General features: G+C 60.8%; 23 protein-coding genes. 3 read left to right on the top strand and 20 right to left on the bottom strand.

Translation table 11 applies throughout. The features are described from left to right. Nucleotides 1-71: 71 nt before the first annotated feature. The 10 genes from mtnP to hisG form a co-directional block, all read right to left on the bottom strand. Nucleotides 72-848, bottom strand: coding sequence for an S-methyl-5'-thioadenosine phosphorylase (gene mtnP / locus V5D86_RS03715; protein WP_414595351.1), 777 nt, complete (start codon nucleotides 846-848; stop codon nucleotides 72-74). 83 nt (nucleotides 849-931) lie between these two features. Further along, on the bottom strand, nucleotides 932-1582 hold the full coding sequence (locus V5D86_RS03710) for a histidinol phosphate phosphatase domain-containing protein (protein WP_414595350.1): 651 nt from the start codon (nucleotides 1580-1582) through the stop codon (nucleotides 932-934). Beyond that, entirely contained in the window at nucleotides 1579-2184 is a 606-nt protein-coding gene (gene hisIE / locus V5D86_RS03705) for a bifunctional phosphoribosyl-AMP cyclohydrolase/phosphoribosyl-ATP diphosphatase HisIE (RefSeq protein WP_414595349.1), read from the bottom strand. The genes V5D86_RS03710 and hisIE overlap by 4 nt, the downstream gene beginning before the upstream one ends. Continuing rightward, entirely contained in the window at nucleotides 2181-2933 is a 753-nt protein-coding gene (gene hisF, locus V5D86_RS03700; RefSeq protein ID WP_414595348.1) for an imidazole glycerol phosphate synthase subunit HisF, read from the bottom strand. Before hisF ends, hisIE begins: the two co-directional genes overlap by 4 nt. A gap of 4 nt (nucleotides 2934-2937) precedes the next feature. Then, complete coding sequence (locus V5D86_RS03695) at nucleotides 2938-3486, bottom strand: imidazoleglycerol-phosphate dehydratase (protein ID WP_414595347.1); 549 nt, start codon at nucleotides 3484-3486, stop codon at nucleotides 2938-2940. Between the two features lie 50 nt (nucleotides 3487-3536). Beyond that, on the bottom strand, nucleotides 3537-3938 hold the full coding sequence (locus V5D86_RS03690; protein ID WP_414595346.1) for a transcriptional regulator: 402 nt from the start codon (nucleotides 3936-3938) through the stop codon (nucleotides 3537-3539). A 50-nt stretch (nucleotides 3939-3988) separates the two neighbouring features. After that, the gene (locus V5D86_RS03685) at nucleotides 3989-4702 is read right to left on the bottom strand and encodes a HisA/HisF-related TIM barrel protein (protein ID WP_414595345.1); all 714 of its coding nucleotides are present in this window, start codon (nucleotides 4700-4702) and stop codon (nucleotides 3989-3991) included. Then, a complete protein-coding gene (gene hisH / locus V5D86_RS03680) occupies nucleotides 4699-5301 on the bottom strand; it encodes an imidazole glycerol phosphate synthase subunit HisH (RefSeq protein WP_414595344.1) in 603 nt (200 codons plus the stop codon). Before hisH ends, V5D86_RS03685 begins: the two co-directional genes overlap by 4 nt. Next, a complete protein-coding gene (gene hisC / locus V5D86_RS03675) occupies nucleotides 5292-6347 on the bottom strand; it encodes a histidinol-phosphate transaminase (protein ID WP_414595343.1) in 1056 nt (351 codons plus the stop codon). The genes hisH and hisC overlap by 10 nt, the downstream gene beginning before the upstream one ends. Nucleotide 6348: 1 nt before the next feature. Beyond that, nucleotides 6349-7212 (bottom strand): ATP phosphoribosyltransferase, encoded by an 864-nt coding sequence (gene hisG, locus V5D86_RS03670; protein WP_414595342.1) that lies wholly within the window; start codon nucleotides 7210-7212, stop codon nucleotides 6349-6351. Nucleotides 7213-7329: 117 nt separating this feature from the next. Here hisG and V5D86_RS03665 point away from each other — a divergent pair, with 117 nt between their 5' ends. Next, the gene (locus V5D86_RS03665; protein ID WP_414595341.1) at nucleotides 7330-7887 is read left to right on the top strand and encodes a hypothetical protein; all 558 of its coding nucleotides are present in this window, start codon (nucleotides 7330-7332) and stop codon (nucleotides 7885-7887) included. 11 nt (nucleotides 7888-7898) lie between these two features. Here the strand turns inward: V5D86_RS03665 and V5D86_RS03660 are convergent, their stop codons facing one another. Then, complete coding sequence (locus V5D86_RS03660) at nucleotides 7899-8708, bottom strand: DUF1638 domain-containing protein (protein WP_414595340.1); 810 nt, start codon at nucleotides 8706-8708, stop codon at nucleotides 7899-7901. Nucleotides 8709-8818: 110 nt separating this feature from the next. On the opposite strand from V5D86_RS03660, the gene V5D86_RS03655 reads away from it, so the two are divergent. Beyond that, complete coding sequence (locus V5D86_RS03655) at nucleotides 8819-9154, top strand: winged helix-turn-helix transcriptional regulator (protein WP_414595339.1); 336 nt, start codon at nucleotides 8819-8821, stop codon at nucleotides 9152-9154. Between the two features lie 30 nt (nucleotides 9155-9184). Here V5D86_RS03655 and asd read toward each other — a convergent pair whose 3' ends face one another. The 4 genes from asd to V5D86_RS03635 form a co-directional block, all read right to left on the bottom strand. Further along, on the bottom strand, nucleotides 9185-10249 hold the full coding sequence (gene asd / locus V5D86_RS03650; RefSeq protein ID WP_414595338.1) for an aspartate-semialdehyde dehydrogenase: 1065 nt from the start codon (nucleotides 10247-10249) through the stop codon (nucleotides 9185-9187). Between the two features lie 70 nt (nucleotides 10250-10319). Continuing rightward, a complete protein-coding gene (gene larB, locus V5D86_RS03645; protein ID WP_414595337.1) occupies nucleotides 10320-11090 on the bottom strand; it encodes a nickel pincer cofactor biosynthesis protein LarB in 771 nt (256 codons plus the stop codon). Next, nucleotides 11083-11847: a TIGR00268 family protein gene (locus tag V5D86_RS03640; RefSeq protein ID WP_414595336.1), complete on the bottom strand. Its 765-nt coding sequence runs from the start codon at nucleotides 11845-11847 to the stop codon at nucleotides 11083-11085. Before V5D86_RS03640 ends, larB begins: the two co-directional genes overlap by 8 nt. Nucleotides 11848-11910: 63 nt before the next feature. Beyond that, nucleotides 11911-12183, bottom strand: a complete 273-nt coding sequence (locus tag V5D86_RS03635; protein ID WP_414595335.1) for a chorismate mutase — start codon at nucleotides 12181-12183, stop codon at nucleotides 11911-11913. Between the two features lie 141 nt (nucleotides 12184-12324). Between V5D86_RS03635 and V5D86_RS03630 the strand changes: the two genes are divergently transcribed. Beyond that, nucleotides 12325-12819 (top strand): regulator of amino acid metabolism, contains ACT domain protein, encoded by a 495-nt coding sequence (locus V5D86_RS03630; RefSeq protein ID WP_414595334.1) that lies wholly within the window; start codon nucleotides 12325-12327, stop codon nucleotides 12817-12819. A 44-nt stretch (nucleotides 12820-12863) separates the two neighbouring features. Here V5D86_RS03630 and V5D86_RS03625 read toward each other — a convergent pair whose 3' ends face one another. From V5D86_RS03625 to V5D86_RS03605, 5 genes are all read right to left on the bottom strand, one after another. Then, on the bottom strand, nucleotides 12864-14492 hold the full coding sequence (locus V5D86_RS03625) for a methylamine methyltransferase corrinoid protein reductive activase (RefSeq protein ID WP_414595333.1): 1629 nt from the start codon (nucleotides 14490-14492) through the stop codon (nucleotides 12864-12866). After that, nucleotides 14489-15310, bottom strand: coding sequence for a 3-methylornithyl-N6-L-lysine dehydrogenase PylD (pylD, locus tag V5D86_RS03620; RefSeq protein WP_414595332.1), 822 nt, complete (start codon nucleotides 15308-15310; stop codon nucleotides 14489-14491). Before pylD ends, V5D86_RS03625 begins: the two co-directional genes overlap by 4 nt. A gap of 3 nt (nucleotides 15311-15313) precedes the next feature. Next, nucleotides 15314-16474: a 3-methylornithine--L-lysine ligase PylC gene (gene pylC, locus V5D86_RS03615; protein ID WP_414595331.1), complete on the bottom strand. Its 1161-nt coding sequence runs from the start codon at nucleotides 16472-16474 to the stop codon at nucleotides 15314-15316. Nucleotides 16475-16497: 23 nt separating this feature from the next. Next, nucleotides 16498-17319, bottom strand: coding sequence for a pyrrolysine--tRNA(Pyl) ligase large subunit (pylSc, locus tag V5D86_RS03610; protein ID WP_414595330.1), 822 nt, complete (start codon nucleotides 17317-17319; stop codon nucleotides 16498-16500). Between the two features lie 394 nt (nucleotides 17320-17713). Further along, nucleotides 17714-18079, bottom strand: coding sequence for a hypothetical protein (locus V5D86_RS03605; protein ID WP_414595329.1), 366 nt, complete (start codon nucleotides 18077-18079; stop codon nucleotides 17714-17716). Nucleotides 18080-18166 lie beyond the last annotated feature (87 nt).

The raw sequence follows: 18166 nt of genomic DNA, 5'->3' as shown, positions 1-18166 counted from the left end.
TATACACCCTAACCCATCCTTGGTCTGAGCCGCTTTTTTTCAACTTAACAAAGGGGTTTCGATATCCGATATCAGATGGCTCCGCAGCCCTTTGCGGCTTCGATGCACTCGGTGCAGGAGTCCCTTATCCTGGGGAGTCCGAGCTCGAGGAGTCTCAGGACATTGTCAAGGCACTCGGACATGGTCTTGTTGACCATGTCGATGTCCACAGGCTCGTCCTTCCACATGTCGTAGTCCGTTATGGTGGCTAGGCTGCAGTAGCACATGCCCAGCTCCCTGGCGAGCTGACACTCGGGGACCACGGTCATCCCGATGATGTCCGCGAAGTGCCTGAACATGTTGCTCTCGGCCCTGGTGGAGAATCTGGGTCCCTCGATGCAGAGGTAGGTGCCTCCGAGGTGGTGGTTGATCCCGAGCTCCTCCGCGGCATCGTTGAAGATCCCGTTCAGATAGGAACAGAACGGGTCGGGGATGGAGATGTGGACGGTCCTGTCGTCGAAATAGGTGTAGTCGCGCTTCTTGGTGAAATCGATGAACTGGTCCGCGATGACCAGGTCTCCAGGTGCGAACTCCTCCTGGAGGGAGCCGACCGCGCATGCGGAGATGACGTATTTGCATCCGAGCTCCTTGAGCGCCCAGATGTTCGCCCTATAGGGGACTGCGGAGGGAGGGTGCTGGTGCTCCTTCCCGTGGCGGTAGAGGAATGCGACCTCGACGCCGTTGATCCTTCCGATGAGGATGGGGTCGGAGGGCTTCCCGTAGGGAGTGTCGGGGAATACCTCCCCTGTCTTCTCGAACGTGTCGGGATTGTAGATCCCGGTGCCTCCGATGATCGCTAGCATAGGCATGCTCCGCCCAATATCTTAGGAGTATAAAGGAATCCGCCCGGCATGTGTCACGCCGGACGATCCCGACGGTCCCCGGTCGGGCGTCAGGCGATGTGCCTGATCGCCTCATAGGGGGTCACATGCAGTGCCTTCTCTGCCTCCTCGACGGTCATCCCCGCCCCGAGCGCCACAGTCAGTGCGGCCTCCTCGGTCATGAGGTTCTCCGGTGCGTGGGTGTCCGAGTCCACGACCATGCTGGCGCCGACCTGTCTCGCCACGTTGACGACGTGCCCGTTGGTGATGTTGTGGCCCATGCGTCCGGTGACCTCCAGGATGACCCCGTTGTCGCTCGCGATCTGGGCCTCCTCGATGGTGATGAAACCGGGATGTGCCAGGATGTCTATCTCGGGGTTCTCCGCGGATGCGCGGTTGGTCCCCGGGGCGACGGGCTCCGTCACGGTCTCCCCGTGGACGACGACCCATTCCGCCCCGTGCTTGCGGGCCATCCTGGCGACCTTGTCGATCTTCGACGGAGGGACATGGGTGATCTCCACACCCGGGATGACCTTGATGTAGTCCTCCACGAGCTCCACGGCCTTGGCCACGTTGGATGCCACGAACTCCACGTTCGTCATGTCCACATGGTCGGTGATCGCGATGACGTCGTGTCCGAGGACCATGGCCCTCCTGACGAGCTCGGCGGGTATGAGCTCCCCGTCGCTGTAGACGGTGTGGGTGTGGAGGTCGGCTCTCATTGGGCCCTCTCCCACAGCTTCCTGTAGACCTCGGACATGGGCAGTCCGGTCTTCTCGATCGCGACCATGGTATGGTAGATCATGTCCGCGAGCTCCCATGCCATCTCGTCCGTCTCCTTGTCCTTGATGGCGAGGGCGAACTCCCCGGCCTCCTCGATGATCTTCTTGCACATCCTGGTCTCGTCGTTGTAGAGCTTGCAGGTGTAGCTCTCGTCGGACGGGTTCTCCAATCTGTCTATGAGGACGCGCTTGAGCTCCGGGACGATCGCCATGGTCTCCTCCATGCTGCCGTATATCGTCTCGTCGAAGCACGAGGGGTTGCCGAGGTGGCAGGCGATGCCTCCGACCTGCTCCACCCTCGCGAGGAGGGTGTCCCCGTCGCAGTCCACCTGGAGCGATTTGATCCTCTGGAGGTGTCCGGACTCCTCGCCCTTCTTCCAGAGCTTCTGCCTGCTCCTCGACCAGAAGTGGGTGTAGCCGGTCTCCTTCATGAGCCTGACCGCCTCCTCGTTGGCCCATGCGACCATCAGCACCTCGTTGGTGACGTAGTCCTGGACGACGACGGTGATGAGGCCCTTGTCATCGAACCTGAGTTCGGTCATCTGACCTCGACCCCCCTGTCGCGGAGGTACTGCTTGACCTCTCCCACGGTGTACTCGTTGTAGTGGAATATGGACGCGGCCAGTGCAGCGGACGCGCCCGTCTGGGAGAACACGTCGTAGATGTGCTCCACGCTCCCGCACCCTCCGGACGCTATGACCGGGATGCTGACCTCGTCCGCGACGGCGGCCGTGAGGTCCAGGTCGTACCCGTTCTTCACGCCGTCCGTGTCCATGGACGTGAGCAGGATCTCCCCGGCCCCTAGGTCCTCGGCTCTCTTCGCCCATTCGATGGCATCGATGCCGGCGCTCTTGGTGCCTCCGTGCGTGAAGACCTCCCAGTGGTCGCCTACGCGCTTCGCGTCCACCGCGATGACCACGCACTGCCTGCCGAAGCTCTCCGCGCACTCCGATATGATGGACGGGTCCTTCACGGCCGCGGAGTTCACCGAGACCTTGTCAGCCCCGGCGTTGAGGGCGTCCCTCATGTCGTTCAGGGACCTGATGCCCCCTCCGACCGTGAGGGGGACGAAGAGGTTCTTGGCGGTCTCCGAGACTATGTCGAGCATGGTCTGCCTCGTCTCGAGGGACGCGGTGATGTCGAGGAAGGTGATCTCGTCGGCCCCCTGCTTCTCGTACTCCACGGCCATGGCCGGAGGGTTCCCGACCTCCTTCAGTCCTTTGAAGTTGATGCCCTTGACGACCTTGCCGTTCTTCACGTCAAGGCACGGAATGATCCTTTTGGTAAGCATGTGTTCACCCTATTATCTCGCGGTCCTTTGTGCTGAGCTCCACGTCCCTTCTCCTGACCGCCTGGGACAGGGCCTTGCCCACAGCCTTGAACGCCGCTTCGACGATGTGGTGCTCGTCGAATCCGCGTATGACGACGATGTGGATGGTCATGCCCGCGGACATGGCCAGGCTCCTCATGTAGTGGGTGTAGATTGGGTCCGGTAGGTCCACGTCGGCATATGGGCGGTCCACCAGGTCGAGGGATGCCATGACCAGTGCGTCATCCATTGGGACCACCGCGGTCGCCATCCTCTCTATGGGTCCGTCCCCGACTGCCTGTCTGAGGGCCTTGCCGATGGTTATCGCCGCATCCTCGATGATGTGGTGATCGTTGTCCCCCTCGGCGCTCATGGTAAGGTCGAATGACGCGTACCTGGCGAGCGTCTCCGTCATGTGTTTCAGGAACTGGATGTCGCTGGTGACATCGAACCTGCCCGTTCCGTCGATGTCCAGGGACACGGATATCCGGGTCTCCCTGGTGCTGCGCTCGATTTCGGCCTTCCTCGCGGTCATGATAACGTTCGATGAATGGTCCGACCAATATTAATGTGCGCGCAGGCGCGTCACGACGCGTCGGGAAGAACTATGTTGTGGCGGGGGCAGTCGTAGCAGATGCCGAGCTCCCCGCTGTACCCCTCGAAGACGTACAGGGCGCGGAGCAGGCCGCTCTCCTTCACGAACGTGCACACGTTGCAGAGAGATTCGGTGACATCGTCGCCGTTGGCTATGGCGGTGGCGGTGTCGGCGATCATCTTGTAGAAGTCCTCGCGGTATGCGCTGCGGTCGATCAGGTTGTTGCCGCCGCGCATCCCCTTGATGTACTGCGATACGGCCGAGCTGGTGACACCGAAGATCTTCGCCACCTGGGTCTGGGTCATCTTGTGGTTGGTGACCAGCTCCTTGGCTATCGCTCCGCGGGCGGTGGGAAGGATGTGGGTGACTATCAGTTCGCAGGGCATCTTCATGGGAATCTCATCCGGTATCGTCGGGTTTTTCAGTTAACCTTTTCGATGGGTCAGGCGCGCCAGGGGGTCTCCCACTCCCAGGGCCTCACCACTTCGGTGTACAGGGCCAGGCCGACGACCGCACTCTCCGCGCCGGCGTCCGCCAGGATGTCAGCGTCCCTCTTGGACGTGACGCCCCCGGAGGCTATGACCGGGCAGGGGCAGCCTGCGATGAACTCGCGTGCCTGTCTCTCGTCGATCCCTTTGCGCTGTCCCTCTACGTCCACGTTGGTGTTGAGGACCCCGGCCAGCGGGACGTCCCTTATGAGGTCGAACATCTCCTCGACGGTCATCGCCGCGGACTCCTGCCACCCCTTGATCGCGATGCGCCCTCCCTTGGTGTCCAGGGACAGGACGATCCTGCCGGGATGACGGTCCGCGATGGAGATGAGCCATTCGGGCTCCTTCACCGCCTTGGTGCCGACGACCACGCGGTCCGCACCCGCTGCGATGAGCTCGTCCACGGTCCCGGTGGAGCGTATCCCCCCTCCGATCTCCGCAGGCACCCCGCATTCCTTGATTATCCTGGTGAAGACCGGTATGTTGCCCTCCTTCCCGAAGGCCGCGTCCAGGTCCACGAGGTGGAGGTACTCCGCACCCTTGGATATCCACATCTCCGCCACGGAGAGCGGGTCCGGCATGGTGATCTGCTGGCTTCCCGGAACCCCTCCGACGAGCTGCACCACCTGGTGGTCCATCACATCGACCGCGGGTATTATCCTCATAGCACCGACTCCGCGAAGGAGATGAAGTTCCTGAGGAACGTCATCCCGGAGGTGCTGCTCTTCTCGGGATGGAACTGCGTGCCGTACACGTTGGCCTTCCGGAAGAAGGTGGGGATGTCCGAGCCGTCGTATCCGGTGGTCCCCCTGACGATGTCCTCATCGGGACATCCGCGGAACGAGTGGGCGAAGTAGAAGTGCGGGTCGGACACCCCGTCCATGAGGGGGTCGTCCGATACGACGCTGTTCCAGCCCATGTGCGGGACGACCTTTCCCACGAGCGGCACGTCGCGGCCCTTGAAGAATCCCAGTCCGGGGGTGGTACCCTCGGCGCTGCCCTCGTACAGGATCTGCATGCCTATGCATATCCCGAGGGTCGGCGTCCCTGCCGCGAGCCTCTCGCAGATCCGCTCGCGGTAGGGCTGGAGCCTCTCCATGGTCCTGTCGAACGCCCCGACGCCCGGGAGGACGATGCAATCCGCCTCCAGCAGGTGTCTCATGTCCGTGACCACGTCCACTTCGGCGCCGCAGTTCTCCAGCGAGCGCTTTATGGAGTACAGGTTCCCGACCCCGTAGTCGGCGAGCGTTATGTTCAGTGGCATTCGTCGATCACCTCTTCCGTCCTCTCCAGGAGCAGCGTGTTGAGCTCCTCGGTGCCGACGGTGGGTCTGACGCAGTTCTCTGTCCTGCGCTTGGACCCGAAGTCCCTGATCAGGACGTTGCGCGCCTTCAACCCGTCCACCAGGACCTTGTGGTCGATGGGCGAACGGGCGAGGACGAAGTTGGAGTCCGAGGGGAACACCTCGAATCCCAGCTTCTCGAGTCCTTTGATGAGCTTGGGCCTCTGTTCGGTGACGAGCTCGACGCTCCTCCTGATGAATCCCTGGTCCTTGACCGCGGCGATGGCCGCCCCCTCGCTGATGGAGTTCAGCGAGTACGGGATCTTGACGCACATCATCATCTCGGAGAGCTTCGCGTTCGATGCGACGTATCCAACGCGGAGCGCGGCCATGGCGTACGCCTTGGAGAACGTCCTGGTGACGATCAGGTTGTCGAACTCGTCGACCCTGTCGATGAACCCGTTGCCGGAGTACTCCGAGTACGCCTCGTCTATGACGACTATGCCATCGAATCTGGACACCAGGTCCTCCAGGTCCTTCCTCCTGAAGCAGTTCCCGGTGGGGTTGTTGGGGGACGGGACTATGGTGACCTTCGCCTTCGTCCTGACGAGGGCATCGACGTCCAGCTGGAAGTCGTCGGTGAGGTCGACCATTATCGCCTTCCCGCCGTTGCTCTTGACGAAGTAGTCGTAGAGAGAGTACGAGGGGAAGGGCACGGCGGTGTCGTCCCCCCAGTTGGTGAATGTCTTGAAGATGACGTCCAGCATCTCGTCTGATCCGTTCCCGGCTATGATGTTGTCCGGGTTCAGGCCGTACAGTTCCCCGAGGGCCTCCCTGAGTCCGCCCGAGTACGTGTCGGGATATCCGTTGAGGTCCCACGTGTGGGTGCGGAGGTATTCCGCGGCGGCGGGATTGGACCCGAGGACGTTGGTGTTGGTGTCCAGGCGGATCTCGCCGTGGAGCTTCGGATTGTAATACCTCTCGAACCCTCTGGACGTCTCCCTCATGATGCTGCGGTCGGCATCCATCTCAGTTCACCAGCCTTTCTATGCCGGTGGTGAGGATGCCTTTGGCCCCGATCCTCTTGAGCTCGGAGATGGTGTGGAACGCGTCCTTCGTGTCGATTACCGCGTGGATGGCCGCGTATCCGGGGTTCCCTGCGATCTCCAGGATCGTCGGCCCCTCCAGTCCGGGGATGATCCTCTCCGCGTCCTCGATCTTGTCCCTCGGCACGTTGGCCATGAGGTACTTCTTGCTCTCGGCGGTTATGACGCTGGCGATGGACTCCGCGATCTCGTCGATCTCGTTCCCGTATTTCGCGAGTGCCGCCTCGCTGGTGAACACGCATGCCTGCGATTCGATGATGTTGCCTGCCTCGACCATCCTGTTCATCTTCAGGGTGGACCCGGTGGACACGAGGTCCACGATGTAGTCCGCTATGCCCAGGTAGGGCATGACCTCGGCCGCACCGGTCACAACTATGACATTGACATGCTTGCCGATGGAGTCGAAGTAGCGTTTGGTGATGTTGGGGTACGAGGTCGCGATCCTGGCGCCGTCCTCGATCTGGGACGCGTCCGTGATGCCGCTCGCCTCCGGGACGGCGACGGCCATGTGGCAGTATCCGAACTTGAGCTCGAGCCTGTTGACGAGGTCGCTGCCTGCTTCCGCGACCTGGTCCTGTCCGGTTATGCCCATGTCGATGGCGCCTGCGGCGATGAACTCTGGAATGTCCTGGGCCCTCAGGAACAGGACCTCCACGTCCTGGTTCCTCGCTTTGATGTAGAGCTTTCTTCCGAAGTCTTCGCCAAGGTCCAGTCCGGCCTTGGTAAGGAGCTCGACCGCCCTCTCGTTGAGACGGCCCTTGTTGGGAACTCCGAATTTCAATGTCATAGTGATTCGTTCGCATCCCCTTGAGGTAGATAACCGTTGTCGTTCCCCGCGCGCGTCCTGTCTATATAGGGATGGGGTGGAAGACGAAATATATGGAGCATACGGATTCCTTCGGACATGGAGAAGGAGGAGTTCCTGGCCAGGCTCAGGTCACAGACGGGGATATTGGCCGCGGAGGAGATGCCGGATTCGCTCTACGGGAGGATAGTCGAGGAGGAATCCATCGTGACGGGAGCGGGAGGGCAGCTCCCGATCGTCAACGTCGGTCTGGACGAGTGTTCCGCCAGGACCCATAGGTTCTGCCTCTTCATGATGAACGGGAAGTACAGGGAGACCCGCAACTGGGACCGTACCTTCCATGGGATGGTGATGAGGGACCCCGAGGGGAACGTGCTCGGATACGACATACTGCCGGAGGACCACGACGTGTGGGCCGAGAAGGACAACATCGTGTTCCTCTCCGACGACTTCATCCTTTTCGCGGATGTCCAGGCCGCCGGACAGCCGTATATGGAGATCCGTGCCCGCCCCTATCTGGGGGAGGGCAGGTGGATCCCCGAGGGCATGAGGGCGGTGATATGGATACCGTGCTCCACCAGTGCCGACATCATCGGCAGGCATTACGGGGTCGGTATGGGGCGCAGCTCCGTCGGGATAGTCGCGTTGGACATGTGACCCGTTCCCCATCAGGAGCCGAGGAGCGACTTGGACCTCTCGAACATGCTGTGCGCGAGGGCGGTGGTCGCGACGGGGGTTGAGGGATCGATGAGCTTCAGCTCCATGCGCGATGCGACATCGGCGCAGCATTCGTCCACCTTTTCCCTGTCCCCGAGGCCCGTGTCGATCCTGAGGGCATACTCGTAGTGGCCCCACTTGAACAGGTCCCTCATGTACTCCTCGGCCGAGCTGTAGAATCCTGCCCATTCCTTCTCATTGCCAAGTGGGTACTCGTCCCAGGATGTGGCGAATGCGGGCGTCAGGAACAGCATCCCGGTGTAGTTCTTGACGAGGTCCCTGTACTCCTCCCTGCCTCCGACGGCGACGGACACGCAGTCGTCGCACACCTCCCCGTTGTTGTCGTGGAACACCGTCACGGGCGTGGGTATGCCGTTCTCCTTCGCCCATGCGGAAGGGTCCCATCCATAGCTCCCGCACATCCCGTAGTACAGTGCCAGCACGTCGAACCTTCCCGCCAGCATCCTGAGCTGGTCCTTCAGATGCTCCCTCAGCTTCTCCGGTTCCATGTGGAGCTTCGTGGGGTTCATCATGATGACGATGTTGAATCCGTCCGGGTCCATGTCCATGCCGGTCATGAACCCGTACTCGTCCACCATGGTGTAGGGGATGGACCTCCTGTCGAGCTTCCCCCTTATCGTCCTCACATATTCGCCGTCCACGATGTAGACGTTCTTCGGCTCCGGGTCGTCCTGTATGCCGAACACCAGCTCATCCTCCAGCATGGGGCATGCGATGACCCCCATCGTTCCCTTGACCATGCCCGAGGATACGTGGTCTGCTTATTAAGAATGGAAAGTCCGACGGCGACGACCACGTATCTCCGGAGATACCGGGAAAGTATAATGTCCCCGCGGGCGGATGCGGGAGCATGGGCGATCGGAAGGATTTCGACAGGATGATCGACGCATACGTCGAGATCTTCGGCAACAGATGGAACATCCTGATCATCAACGAGCTCCTGATAGGGTCCAGGAGGTTCAACGAGATCAAGAGGAACCTCGAGCCTGTGACCCAGACCGTCCTGACCCGTCACCTCCGCCAGTTGGAGGGATACGGGATAATCTCCAGGGAGGTCCTGCCCGGACCGCCGGTGGAGGTCCGCTATTCCACCACGCCGAAGGGGCTGGAGCTGTTCACGCCCATGCTGGACACCTTCAAGTGGATCATAGAGAACGTGGTGGAGAAGGGTTCCGAGGAACCCTGAGTGTTTGTGGTCGGGGATGTCCCGACCGTTTCAGAGCAGCTTCTTGGCGACTGCGAGCTCCGCGTTGAGCACGGACCCTCCGGCCCCGCCCCTGAGGGTGTTGTGGGACATGGAGAACGCCTTGTAGTATCCGTTGCTCTGTCTGAGCCTTCCGATCGTCACGGCCATCCCGCGTGCCCTCTCGGGCCTTCCGGCCATCGCATCGAAGACGGGCTGGGGACGGTTGTCCTCATGCCTCACGATGATGGGCTGTTCGGGAGCGGACGGCAGCTTCAGGGTCTGAGGCTCCCCGCGGAAGTCGACGAGGGCCTTCTCGAGCTCCTCGAGCGTGGGCTGACCCTCGGTGTCCAGGACGAGGGATTCGAGATGTCCGTCTATCACGGGGACCCTGGCGCAGTTGGCCATGACCTTGAATCCCGCATAGTGGAACTCCCCGTCGGAGTAGGTCCCGAGCATCTTCGCCAGCTCGGTCTCCATCTTCTCCTCCTCGTGGCTGATGAACGGGACGACGTTCCCCACGGCATCGAGCGAAGGGACTCCGGGATAGCCTGCGCCGGAGAGCGCCTGGTACGTGGAGACGAAGACCTGCTTCAGACCGAAGGCCTGGTTGATGGCATGCAGGGGTGCCGCTATGCCGGTGGACGAGCAGTTGGCGTTGGTGACGATGTAGCCTCCCGCCTCCCCGTATGTGGGCTGGTCCTTCACGGCATCGTACTGTCCGGGGTTCACCTCGGGGATGATGATGGGCACGTGGGCGTCCATCCTGTGGGACCCCGCATTGGTGAAGACCGCGACACCGGCCTTAGCAAGCTCGGTCTCCGTGGGTCCGGCGAGGTCGGAAGGTATCCCGCTGAATGCGATCCTGCAGTTCTTCCCGATCTTGCCGATGTCCATGACCTCGATCCTGCGGTCCATGGTCTCGTCCTTGTAGACATGGTCCCTGACCTTGAGGACGTCCCCGAGTCTCTTCCCCTCGGACCTCTCGGATGCATACAGCCCCTCGATCTCGAACCAGGGGTGGTCCTCCAGCATCTGGATGAACCTTTGTCCGATCATTCCAGTCGCTCCGAGGACTGCTACGCTGATCTTGCTCATTCTGGATACTCTCCAATGTGCGGGCATCCGCGCCTTCCTATAATAATAGTGCCCACGCACGCGCGGGATGTCATGGCGTGGGACGGTCACGTCCGCAGGCTGACCTGTTGACGAGGCTCGCGATGTATCCTGCGCCGAACCCGTTGTCGATGTTCACGACGCTCACGCAGCTCGAGCAGGAGTTCAGCATGGCCAGGAGTGCGGCGACGCCCCCGAAGGATGCGCCGTACCCGACGCTCGTGGGGACGGCTATTACCGGGCAGTCCGCCAGGCCGCCGACCACGCTGGCTAGCGCACCCTCCATCCCAGCGACGGCGACGATGGCCTCTGCGGTCATTATATCGTCCGAGTGGGCGAGGAGACGGTGGATCCCGGAGACTCCCGCATCGTAGATGCGGACTACATTGTTGCCCAGTGCTTCTGCGGTCACGGCCGCCTCCTCGGCCACAGGGATGTCGCTGGTCCCGGCGGTTATGACGCATATCTTCCCCCGTCTCTCGGCGGTAGGCGTGCCGGCGACCCCTATCCTGCTGATCCCGTCGTATCTCAGCGGGACCTCGGCGGACACCAGGTCGACCGCGGACGGGTCCATCCTCGTGATTATCACGGAACCGTTGCCGTTGTCGAGGAGGCGCTTGGCTATGGACGATATCTGCTCCGGGGTCTTGGTGGCACCGTAGATGATCTCCGGTATCCCCTGGCGTATGCCGCGATGGAGGTCCACCTTGGCGAAGCCCAGGTCCTCGAACGGCTCCCTCTTCAGACGTAGGGCGGCCTCGTCAGCGGAGACCTGACCGGATGCGACCTCCTCGAGGAGCATCCTCATCTCGGTCTCATCCATCGCGCGTTACCTCGTCTATGGATATCTTGTCGAAAAGTTGCGACAGGGCGGCCACGATCTCCACCTCCCTGCTCTTCGCGTTGGCCTGCATGGACTGGGGCATGCGTATGCATGCGTCCTTCCCGTCGGTGTTCACCCTGAACCCGGAGTAGCCCATCTGTTCCAGGCACTGCTCGGCCTTGCCTATGGTGATCAGGAGGTCCTCGGTTATCGGGGTCCCGGGAGCTATGCGGGTCGCAAGGCACGAGTTGGACACCTTGTTCCACGTGCTGAGCCTCTCCGAACGGGACAGTCTCCTGATCTGGCTCTTGGTGAGTCCAGCCTCTCTGAGGGGGGACCTTATGCCCAGTTCCTCCAGCGCCCTCATCCCGGGACGGTCCTCCCGGTCGTCGGATGCGTTGGTGCCGTCCGCGACCACGAAATATCCTCTCCTGTTGGCCATCCCGACGATCTCCTCGAACATCTTCCTCTTGCAGATGTAGCACCTGTCCGGGCCGTTGTCGGACATGCCCTGCACCGAGAGTATGTCCACGTCTATGACCGCCGGTTCGAGCCCTTCGGAATGACAGAAGTCTATGGCAGCATCGATCTCGTCGTAGCGTTCGAACCTGGAGCGCACTATTATGGGCAGTACGTCCGCGCCGATCTTTGTGGCGGCATGGACCAGGAACGTGGAGTCACTTCCTCCGGAGCAGGCTATCGCTACCTTGTGATTCTCTCTGAAGAAGTGTTCGAGGCTCTTGCGGTTCAGGCTCACGTGATTGATATCGGCCGATGCCTATATGAAAATCGCTGTTTGCCTCGGACGGGAGCTCAGAACTCATTCGTAGAGGTGTTTTTGCCTCTCCTTGGAGATGGACAGTATGACCTCGGCTATCTGGGTGGCCTCGAACTCCGTGAGGCTTACCTCCTCGCAGAGCTCGCGGTAGTGCTGCTTGACCTCGCGCTCCTTCTCGTCGTCCCAGTAACGCTGATGCGAGATCTTCTTGGCCTTTGCGAGTTCGTCTGCGATCTCCATGCGGGTGGCGATGAGGTCTATGATCTCCTCGTCGATCGCCTCGATCTGTGATCTCAGCTCCTCAATGTCTGCCATATGGGATGCTACATCTGGCGATTATTTATGGGTTGGGGGTTGACCCACCTCTGTCATATGGTTATTCCCTGCTATTGGATGGGTCTTGACGCCTTATCGATGAACAAAAATGTTTATCAATGATTTCATTCATACAAGTGCATGGACATAATGGAAACTTACTTTTCTGCCCATCCTTCACAGAGGAAAGTCGTCAAGCTCCTCATGGAGCTCGGGATAAGGGTGGAGGATGCTCACGCATATTGCGGAGACATCAAACAGGGGGATTGTGCGATCGGGGAGGCCGCAGGCGTGGACCGCAGGGTCGTGCGTGCCGCTCTGACGAGGATATCCTCCATTCCGGAGCTGGATGCGATCTTCTCCAAGCTCAGATGCACCCTGTCTATGGTCGACCTCGCACCGGAGATAGGATGCTCGTCCATTGTCATCTCCCCTACGGACGCTAAGATGCCTGGTATCCTCGCCGAGATCACCGCCGTCCTCTACAAGCACGGGGTGTCCGTCAGACAGGCGATGGTGGACGAGAACGGGCCCGATGGCGCCGTCTTCCTGGTCGTCGTTTACGGAAGGATCCCCGACGGGGCGATATCCGAGATCAGGGCCTGTCGCGGCGTCAGCAGCGTCCTGATAAAGTGATGTGAGAATGGGGAGGAGGATGTCTCCTCCCCGAAATCGTTTCCTCAGAGTTTCAGGTCGAGGGTGCGAAGGACCTTCTCGGGGCATATCCTCTCGCACCTTCTGCATGCGGTCCCGGCACAGCGGTCGGACTCGATCTGCGCCTTGTACTTCGACACGCCCTCGGGCAGGATCGTCAGAGCCTTCTCCGGACACTCCTTGACGCACTTCTTGCATCCGATGCATCTTTCCACGACCCCGGACAGGATCATCCCGGACTTGATCATCCTCACCTTGCACTTCTCGGTGTCGGGCAGGTCCCTCTTGGCCAGTCTCGTGACCTCGGTGTCCGCGGAGGATATGACGTCGGGGATGTGCTTCAGGGAGTACATGTCGAGCATGTCGTTGTACATGCTCATCGGCATCCCGGTGCACCAGACCGAGTACTCGACCGAGTAGAGGTTCTTGAACACGTCCGATGTCGCGAACATGACGTGGTCCGCGCGGAGCTGTTTCGCGAACTCCCTGAGGCTGTCGAGGTCCACCTGTCCGTGGACGATCTTCCTCGCGAGCCCGATGGACGTGTTCCCGAACTGGATGATCTTCTTGGCGCCGGGGGTGACCATCCCGACATCCATCGCCTTGCGGGCGTCCACGTACAGTCCGGAGGCCCCGGACATGTATGCGGTCCTGACGTCGTCCACCCAGAGCCCGGCCGCATCCATGAGGGTCAGGAACCCGGCGCGGAGCGCTCCGATGGCCTTTCCGGCCTCGTCCACATCGTTGGATGTGATCTCGATGCCGTCCTGGAGGATCAGGGTGCCGGTCGGCGTGTTGATCTTGGGAGGGACTATGATGCCCGCTCTCATCCCGTTGGCGAGCGCGGCGATGACCCCGGTACCCGTGATGCCCACGGCCTTCCCGTGCATCGGACCTTCCGCGATGACCTTACCGGTGAGCGGGTCGATCACATCGCCCTCCACGGGGGCAAGCGTGTCGTCGAGGACATAGCACTTCCATCCGTCGTCGGTGATCTCGATCTCGCTCAGTGCGCCGGGTGCGGCGAGCATCCCGCGCTGGATCTGCTGTCCTTCCAATGCGGGTCCCGCGGCGGCGGACCCGCTGTAGATCTTGCCGTTGACGACCAGGGCCATCTCCGCGTTGGTCCCGTAGTCCACGACGATGCACGGTTCCTTGACGTCGAGGATGTCGGTCTCCATCATCATGGCGATGGCGTCCGCACCGATCTCGTGCCTGACGGCGGGAGGTATGATGACCTCGGCCTTGGGCATGCCTTTGAGCCCAAGGGACTCCGCGGACACGATGTCCCCGTTCCTGGGAGGGGACACCACCCCGAGGTCCTTCAGCATGTTCTTCCCCGCGTATGCGAGGTCGCGGATCTCGATGTTCTGGAACAGGGAGAGCTGGAAGGGGTTGCCGCAGACACCGATCTTCTCCACGCAGGAGAGGTCGATGCCGAACTCTGCGAACAGGTTGTTGATCGTCTCTATCATCAGGCCGTTGGCGACGTCCTCCCCGGCCTTCATGGCGAAGTTGACGTGGTCGATGACGTTCATTCCAGGGATGGGATGGCGCTCCGTGATGGCCGTCGCAACGGTCTCGCCGGTGTCCAGATCCACTGCCTGGCAGCGGAATCCGCTGGTCCCGAGGTCTAGTGCAATGCCGTATCTCATGATCTCATCTCTTTCTTTATCGTGTATGCAGCGCTGTTCACCGCCATGACCGCGGTGCCTATCTCCAGGGGGTCGTGGATTATCGCCTTGCAGCGGGTCCTTCCCTCCAGGTCGTAGTAGTGCGGCACCCCCGGGCTCGAGATTATCGAGCCCTGCGCGATTATCTCTCCGGGAATTATGTACGGGGCAGCATTTATCAATAGTGTATTGTCGGACACCGCCTTCTCGACGTTCCTCTCGGCTTTCGCGCCCAGGGACGTCAGCGCCTCGGCCTTCTCGTGGATGATGTCCGTGACGGTCACGTTCGCACCCCATCCGATCAGGATCTTGGTCGCCCATGTGCCGACCCTGCCTGACCCGACCACGAGCACGTCCTTCCCCTCGACCCCCTTGGCGGCGTTCTTGAGACAGACCGCGTAGCCCATCGCGGTGCCCCAGGAGTTGTCGGTGTACTTCCTCTCCAGCGTGTTGTACGAGATGAACATGGGGTCGTCGGACATCATTATGATGTCGGTGCCCTTGCCGACCGCCTCGGCGAAGCCGGCGACGTCCGTGCTCTCGGTGACGTAGCTCCTCATGCCGAGCCTGGCGGTGATGGCGTCCACGGATTTCGCGAACCCTCCGATTATCCCGAGCCCCGATGTGACGGGCACGGCCGCGGCGGTGAACCTGGACAGGTCGTAGTCGTCCATGTCCAGCCCTGCCGCCTCCAGGGCGATCCCCTTGACGGTCTTCCCGGTGGCCTTCATCAGCCTGCCGTCAAGGTCCATTTTGTCATCGGGGACACCCCAGATGACATCCTCTGTAAGTCTCGTCATTTCTCAAACCTCCTTTGGGGACAGGTCGTCGAACCTCTCTGCGGCGCAGCTGTCCATTATCGCCCGTATCACCGACAGGCGGCGGTCCTCTGCCTCCTCGGGCGTGGCCCCGGAGACCATGAAGGTCCCGTGCCATTCCCTCTTGCCCGGGGAGTAGTCGCTTATGGAGTCGTCGGACCCGAACAGGCCAGACTCCATCCTGGGTCTCAGGACGTGGGAGAACTCCTTCTCGCCGGTGGTCCTGAGGACCCCGTCCCTGAAGTGCAGATGCCAGTATATCCCGGAGCGTCCGGACCTCGTCAGGGGCTTCCGTCCCGTGGTCCGGGACAGGACCAGCTGCTCCAGGAGGTTCACGCCCGTGCCGGTGAGGATCGCGGCCGGCGTCTGGCTGGGTATGCGCGCGTCTATCTCCAGGAACCTGAGGCCCTTCGGGGTGAGGATGGCCTCCACGTCCATCAGGCCCTTCAGTCCGAGCCCCTCCGCCGTGAGCTTCGAGTATCTCGCGAAGTCCCTCTCCTGCTCCTCGTCCAGTATCGTGGGGTAGCAGCGGACCTCCTTGCAGTCGTATCCCCCATCGAGGACGACCTCCGTCGTCACGTAGGGCACGGACTCCTCCCCGTCGCCGATCACCTCGAGGGAGATGCTCTTCCCATGGACGAACTCCTGGATCACGGGCTCGTCATCGAGCCTCTCGATCCTTTCGAGCCCCTCGTCGATCTCCTCCTGGCTGTGGGCCACGGTCACGCCGACGCTCCCGCTCTGGGATGAGGGCTTCACGACGACCGGGAACCCGCACTCCGGCCAGTGTCCCGGCAGAGGGACTCCGACGGACTGCATCAGCCTGTTGGACTCCAGCTTCGATTGCGATGTGTCATAGGCATGGAGGTCGAACAGGAACGGGATGCCCGCATCCCTCAGGATGCCGTCCAGAAGCTCCAGCAGGTCATGCTCCTCGCATGCCGGGAGGACCGCATCGCAGGTCCTGAATATCTCCAATGCCCTTTCGGGATCCTCCAGCGGGTTCAGGACATGCGGTTCGTCGCATATCGAGAGCGCGGGGGCGTTCTCCCTCCTGTCCATCAAGACAGTCTCATAGCCGGCCTTCCTTCCCAGGAACGCGGCCTCCATGCCCTGCAGGGCTCCGCCGACAATGCATAGTCTCATCCTAGCCACCTCCGGTCATGGTATCAGTCGATCTTGTTCCCGTTGAGGTAGGTGTTGCTCTTGCCGGTCTTCCTGACGCTGCTCTTCTCGTTCTTGAGCATCAGCAGCCTCTCCAGTCCGAATCCCACGCCGGCCCATGCCTCGTGGATGTCGTGTGCCGCGTCCAGCCTGTGGGGTCCCACGGCCCCGGAGGCGACCTCCGTCCCGTTCACCTCGACGTCCAGGGTCTCGACGTACACGTCGGACTCCTCCCTGGACAGCGTGTAGTCGAGCCCGGCGGCCTCCATGATGTCCCCTATGTATGTCTTGAGGGAATCGACCGGGTCGCCCTCGGGTCCGAGCTCCACCAGGTTCATCATGGTGAACTCCTCGAGGTGCCTGTAGCTCTTGGACTCCTTTCTGAAGCATTGTCCGATCTCGAATATCCTCACCGGGCCGTCGGTGTGCTCCCTGAGCCTGCGCATGACCACGTACAGATTGGGTGCCAGCATGGGCCTCAGCGCACGTTTGTCATCTATGAAGAAGACCTGCTTGTACAGCGGCTGGTCGGGGGTGATGGTCATCTTCGCGAGCTGCTGCGTGGATATGATGGTGGGCGTCCTGACCTCTATGAACCCTCTCGCCACGAGGGCGTCCGCGATCCTGCACTCGAGCCTGGAGAGATCGTGTCTCGTCGGCGAACCAATGAGCTCCCTGACCTCGGCGTTGTTCGCGGCCTCGGTCCTGGACATTATCTTGGCGAACTGCTTGTCGCGTTCGGCAAGGTCCGAGAAGTCCATGTGGTTGTAGTCTTCGTCTCCATACTCCATAAGGTGCTGTATCTGGGGGTCCGTGAATCCTGTCATTTGATAACACTGCCATAGGCGAAAGGCCGGGGTGTCGATCCCCGCTGGCTAGGTTTTAGAGACCCGCTGGTCGCCGGACCGCCCTCCTTATGGCAGAGAGCCTTTTGGACCATATTTAACCGTTTTCCAACGGTCAGATCAAAATTGTCCATTTTATGGACGATTTCGGCCCTCATCCTCCATATAAGTGAAGGATTTAAATATATGTTTTTGAGGATTGAAACCATTCAACACAACATATAAATATTGGTGTTCAAGGGAATGACATCATTTATATTGTTGGATGTAAGGTGCTCCAATCACCATCCGGAGTATGCCGTCATCGTATTTGGACTTGGGGCCTATTGGGTCGGGAGAAGATGGGATAAGGGGGTTGTGGGGTTTGCGATGGAGGTCAGTCGAACTCCACGTCCTGGTTCTGGGCGGTGGTGAACTTGATCCCGGCGGCCGTCAGCATGTTGCTGATGTTATCCGCGATGTGGCTCAGATCCTGGTTCTTGATATAGGTCTTGATGTAGAACTCGTTGCTGTCCATGGGGAAGACGAGACGGACCTTTCCCTTGCGGTTGTATCCCTCGGGTTTCCTGTTCTGCTCCAGGTCGGCGACGTTCAGGTCTATCAGCATCTGAAGGATCTCCTCCTCTTCGGGCATCTGGCCTATGTCCTCCAGGAGCATCTTTAGGATGTCGGGGAACACGGGCGCAAGATCCTTGTAGGGTGTTTTTCCTTTCAGGAGAAAGTTGACGCTGAAGACCTTCATCAATCCTTGACCAAGGACACTCTATATAGGGTTTATGGAATGGGCTCCGACTAAACATCATTATTAATGGGCGTATATGGGGTGTGC

This window comes from Candidatus Methanoprimaticola sp. MG2, from assembly GCF_047501175.1.
Taxonomy (GTDB): Archaea; Thermoplasmatota; Thermoplasmata; order Methanomassiliicoccales; family Methanomethylophilaceae; genus Methanoprimaticola.
The sequence above is the reverse complement of the archived record's forward strand: the minus strand, read 5'-3'. Positions and strand labels throughout refer to the sequence as shown.

Bases quoted from the DNA above. Each gene is read 5' to 3' on its own strand.
- hisG (WP_414595342.1), bottom strand. From the start codon at position 7,212: ATGACATTGAAATTCGGAGTTCCCAACAAGGGCCGTCTCAACGAGAGG.
- V5D86_RS03665 (WP_414595341.1), top strand. From the start codon at position 7,330: ATGGAGAAGGAGGAGTTCCTGGCCAGGCTCAGGTCACAGACGGGGATA.
- mtnP (WP_414595351.1), bottom strand. From the start codon at position 848: ATGCCTATGCTAGCGATCATCGGAGGCACCGGGATCTACAATCCCGAC.
- V5D86_RS03630 (WP_414595334.1), top strand. From the start codon at position 12,325: ATGGACATAATGGAAACTTACTTTTCTGCCCATCCTTCACAGAGGAAA.
- V5D86_RS03685 (WP_414595345.1), bottom strand. From the start codon at position 4,702: ATGAGGATAATACCCGCGGTCGATGTGATGGACCACCAGGTGGTGCAG.
- asd (WP_414595338.1), bottom strand. From the start codon at position 10,249: ATGAGCAAGATCAGCGTAGCAGTCCTCGGAGCGACTGGAATGATCGGA.
- hisF (WP_414595348.1), bottom strand. From the start codon at position 2,933: ATGCTTACCAAAAGGATCATTCCGTGCCTTGACGTGAAGAACGGCAAG.
- V5D86_RS03635 (WP_414595335.1), bottom strand. From the start codon at position 12,183: ATGGCAGACATTGAGGAGCTGAGATCACAGATCGAGGCGATCGACGAG.
- pylC (WP_414595331.1), bottom strand. From the start codon at position 16,474: ATGAGACTATGCATTGTCGGCGGAGCCCTGCAGGGCATGGAGGCCGCG.
- pylD (WP_414595332.1), bottom strand. From the start codon at position 15,310: ATGACGAGACTTACAGAGGATGTCATCTGGGGTGTCCCCGATGACAAA.
- V5D86_RS03710 (WP_414595350.1), bottom strand. From the start codon at position 1,582: ATGAGAGCCGACCTCCACACCCACACCGTCTACAGCGACGGGGAGCTC.
- V5D86_RS03690 (WP_414595346.1), bottom strand. From the start codon at position 3,938: ATGAAGATGCCCTGCGAACTGATAGTCACCCACATCCTTCCCACCGCC.
- V5D86_RS03695 (WP_414595347.1), bottom strand. From the start codon at position 3,486: ATGACCGCGAGGAAGGCCGAAATCGAGCGCAGCACCAGGGAGACCCGG.
- V5D86_RS03605 (WP_414595329.1), bottom strand. From the start codon at position 18,079: ATGAAGGTCTTCAGCGTCAACTTTCTCCTGAAAGGAAAAACACCCTAC.
- pylSc (WP_414595330.1), bottom strand. From the start codon at position 17,319: ATGACAGGATTCACGGACCCCCAGATACAGCACCTTATGGAGTATGGA.
- V5D86_RS03660 (WP_414595340.1), bottom strand. From the start codon at position 8,708: ATGGTCAAGGGAACGATGGGGGTCATCGCATGCCCCATGCTGGAGGAT.
- hisIE (WP_414595349.1), bottom strand. From the start codon at position 2,184: ATGACCGAACTCAGGTTCGATGACAAGGGCCTCATCACCGTCGTCGTC.
- hisC (WP_414595343.1), bottom strand. From the start codon at position 6,347: ATGGATGCCGACCGCAGCATCATGAGGGAGACGTCCAGAGGGTTCGAG.
- V5D86_RS03625 (WP_414595333.1), bottom strand. From the start codon at position 14,492: ATGAGATACGGCATTGCACTAGACCTCGGGACCAGCGGATTCCGCTGC.
- larB (WP_414595337.1), bottom strand. From the start codon at position 11,090: ATGGATGAGACCGAGATGAGGATGCTCCTCGAGGAGGTCGCATCCGGT.
- V5D86_RS03655 (WP_414595339.1), top strand. From the start codon at position 8,819: ATGGGCGATCGGAAGGATTTCGACAGGATGATCGACGCATACGTCGAG.
- hisH (WP_414595344.1), bottom strand. From the start codon at position 5,301: ATGCCACTGAACATAACGCTCGCCGACTACGGGGTCGGGAACCTGTAC.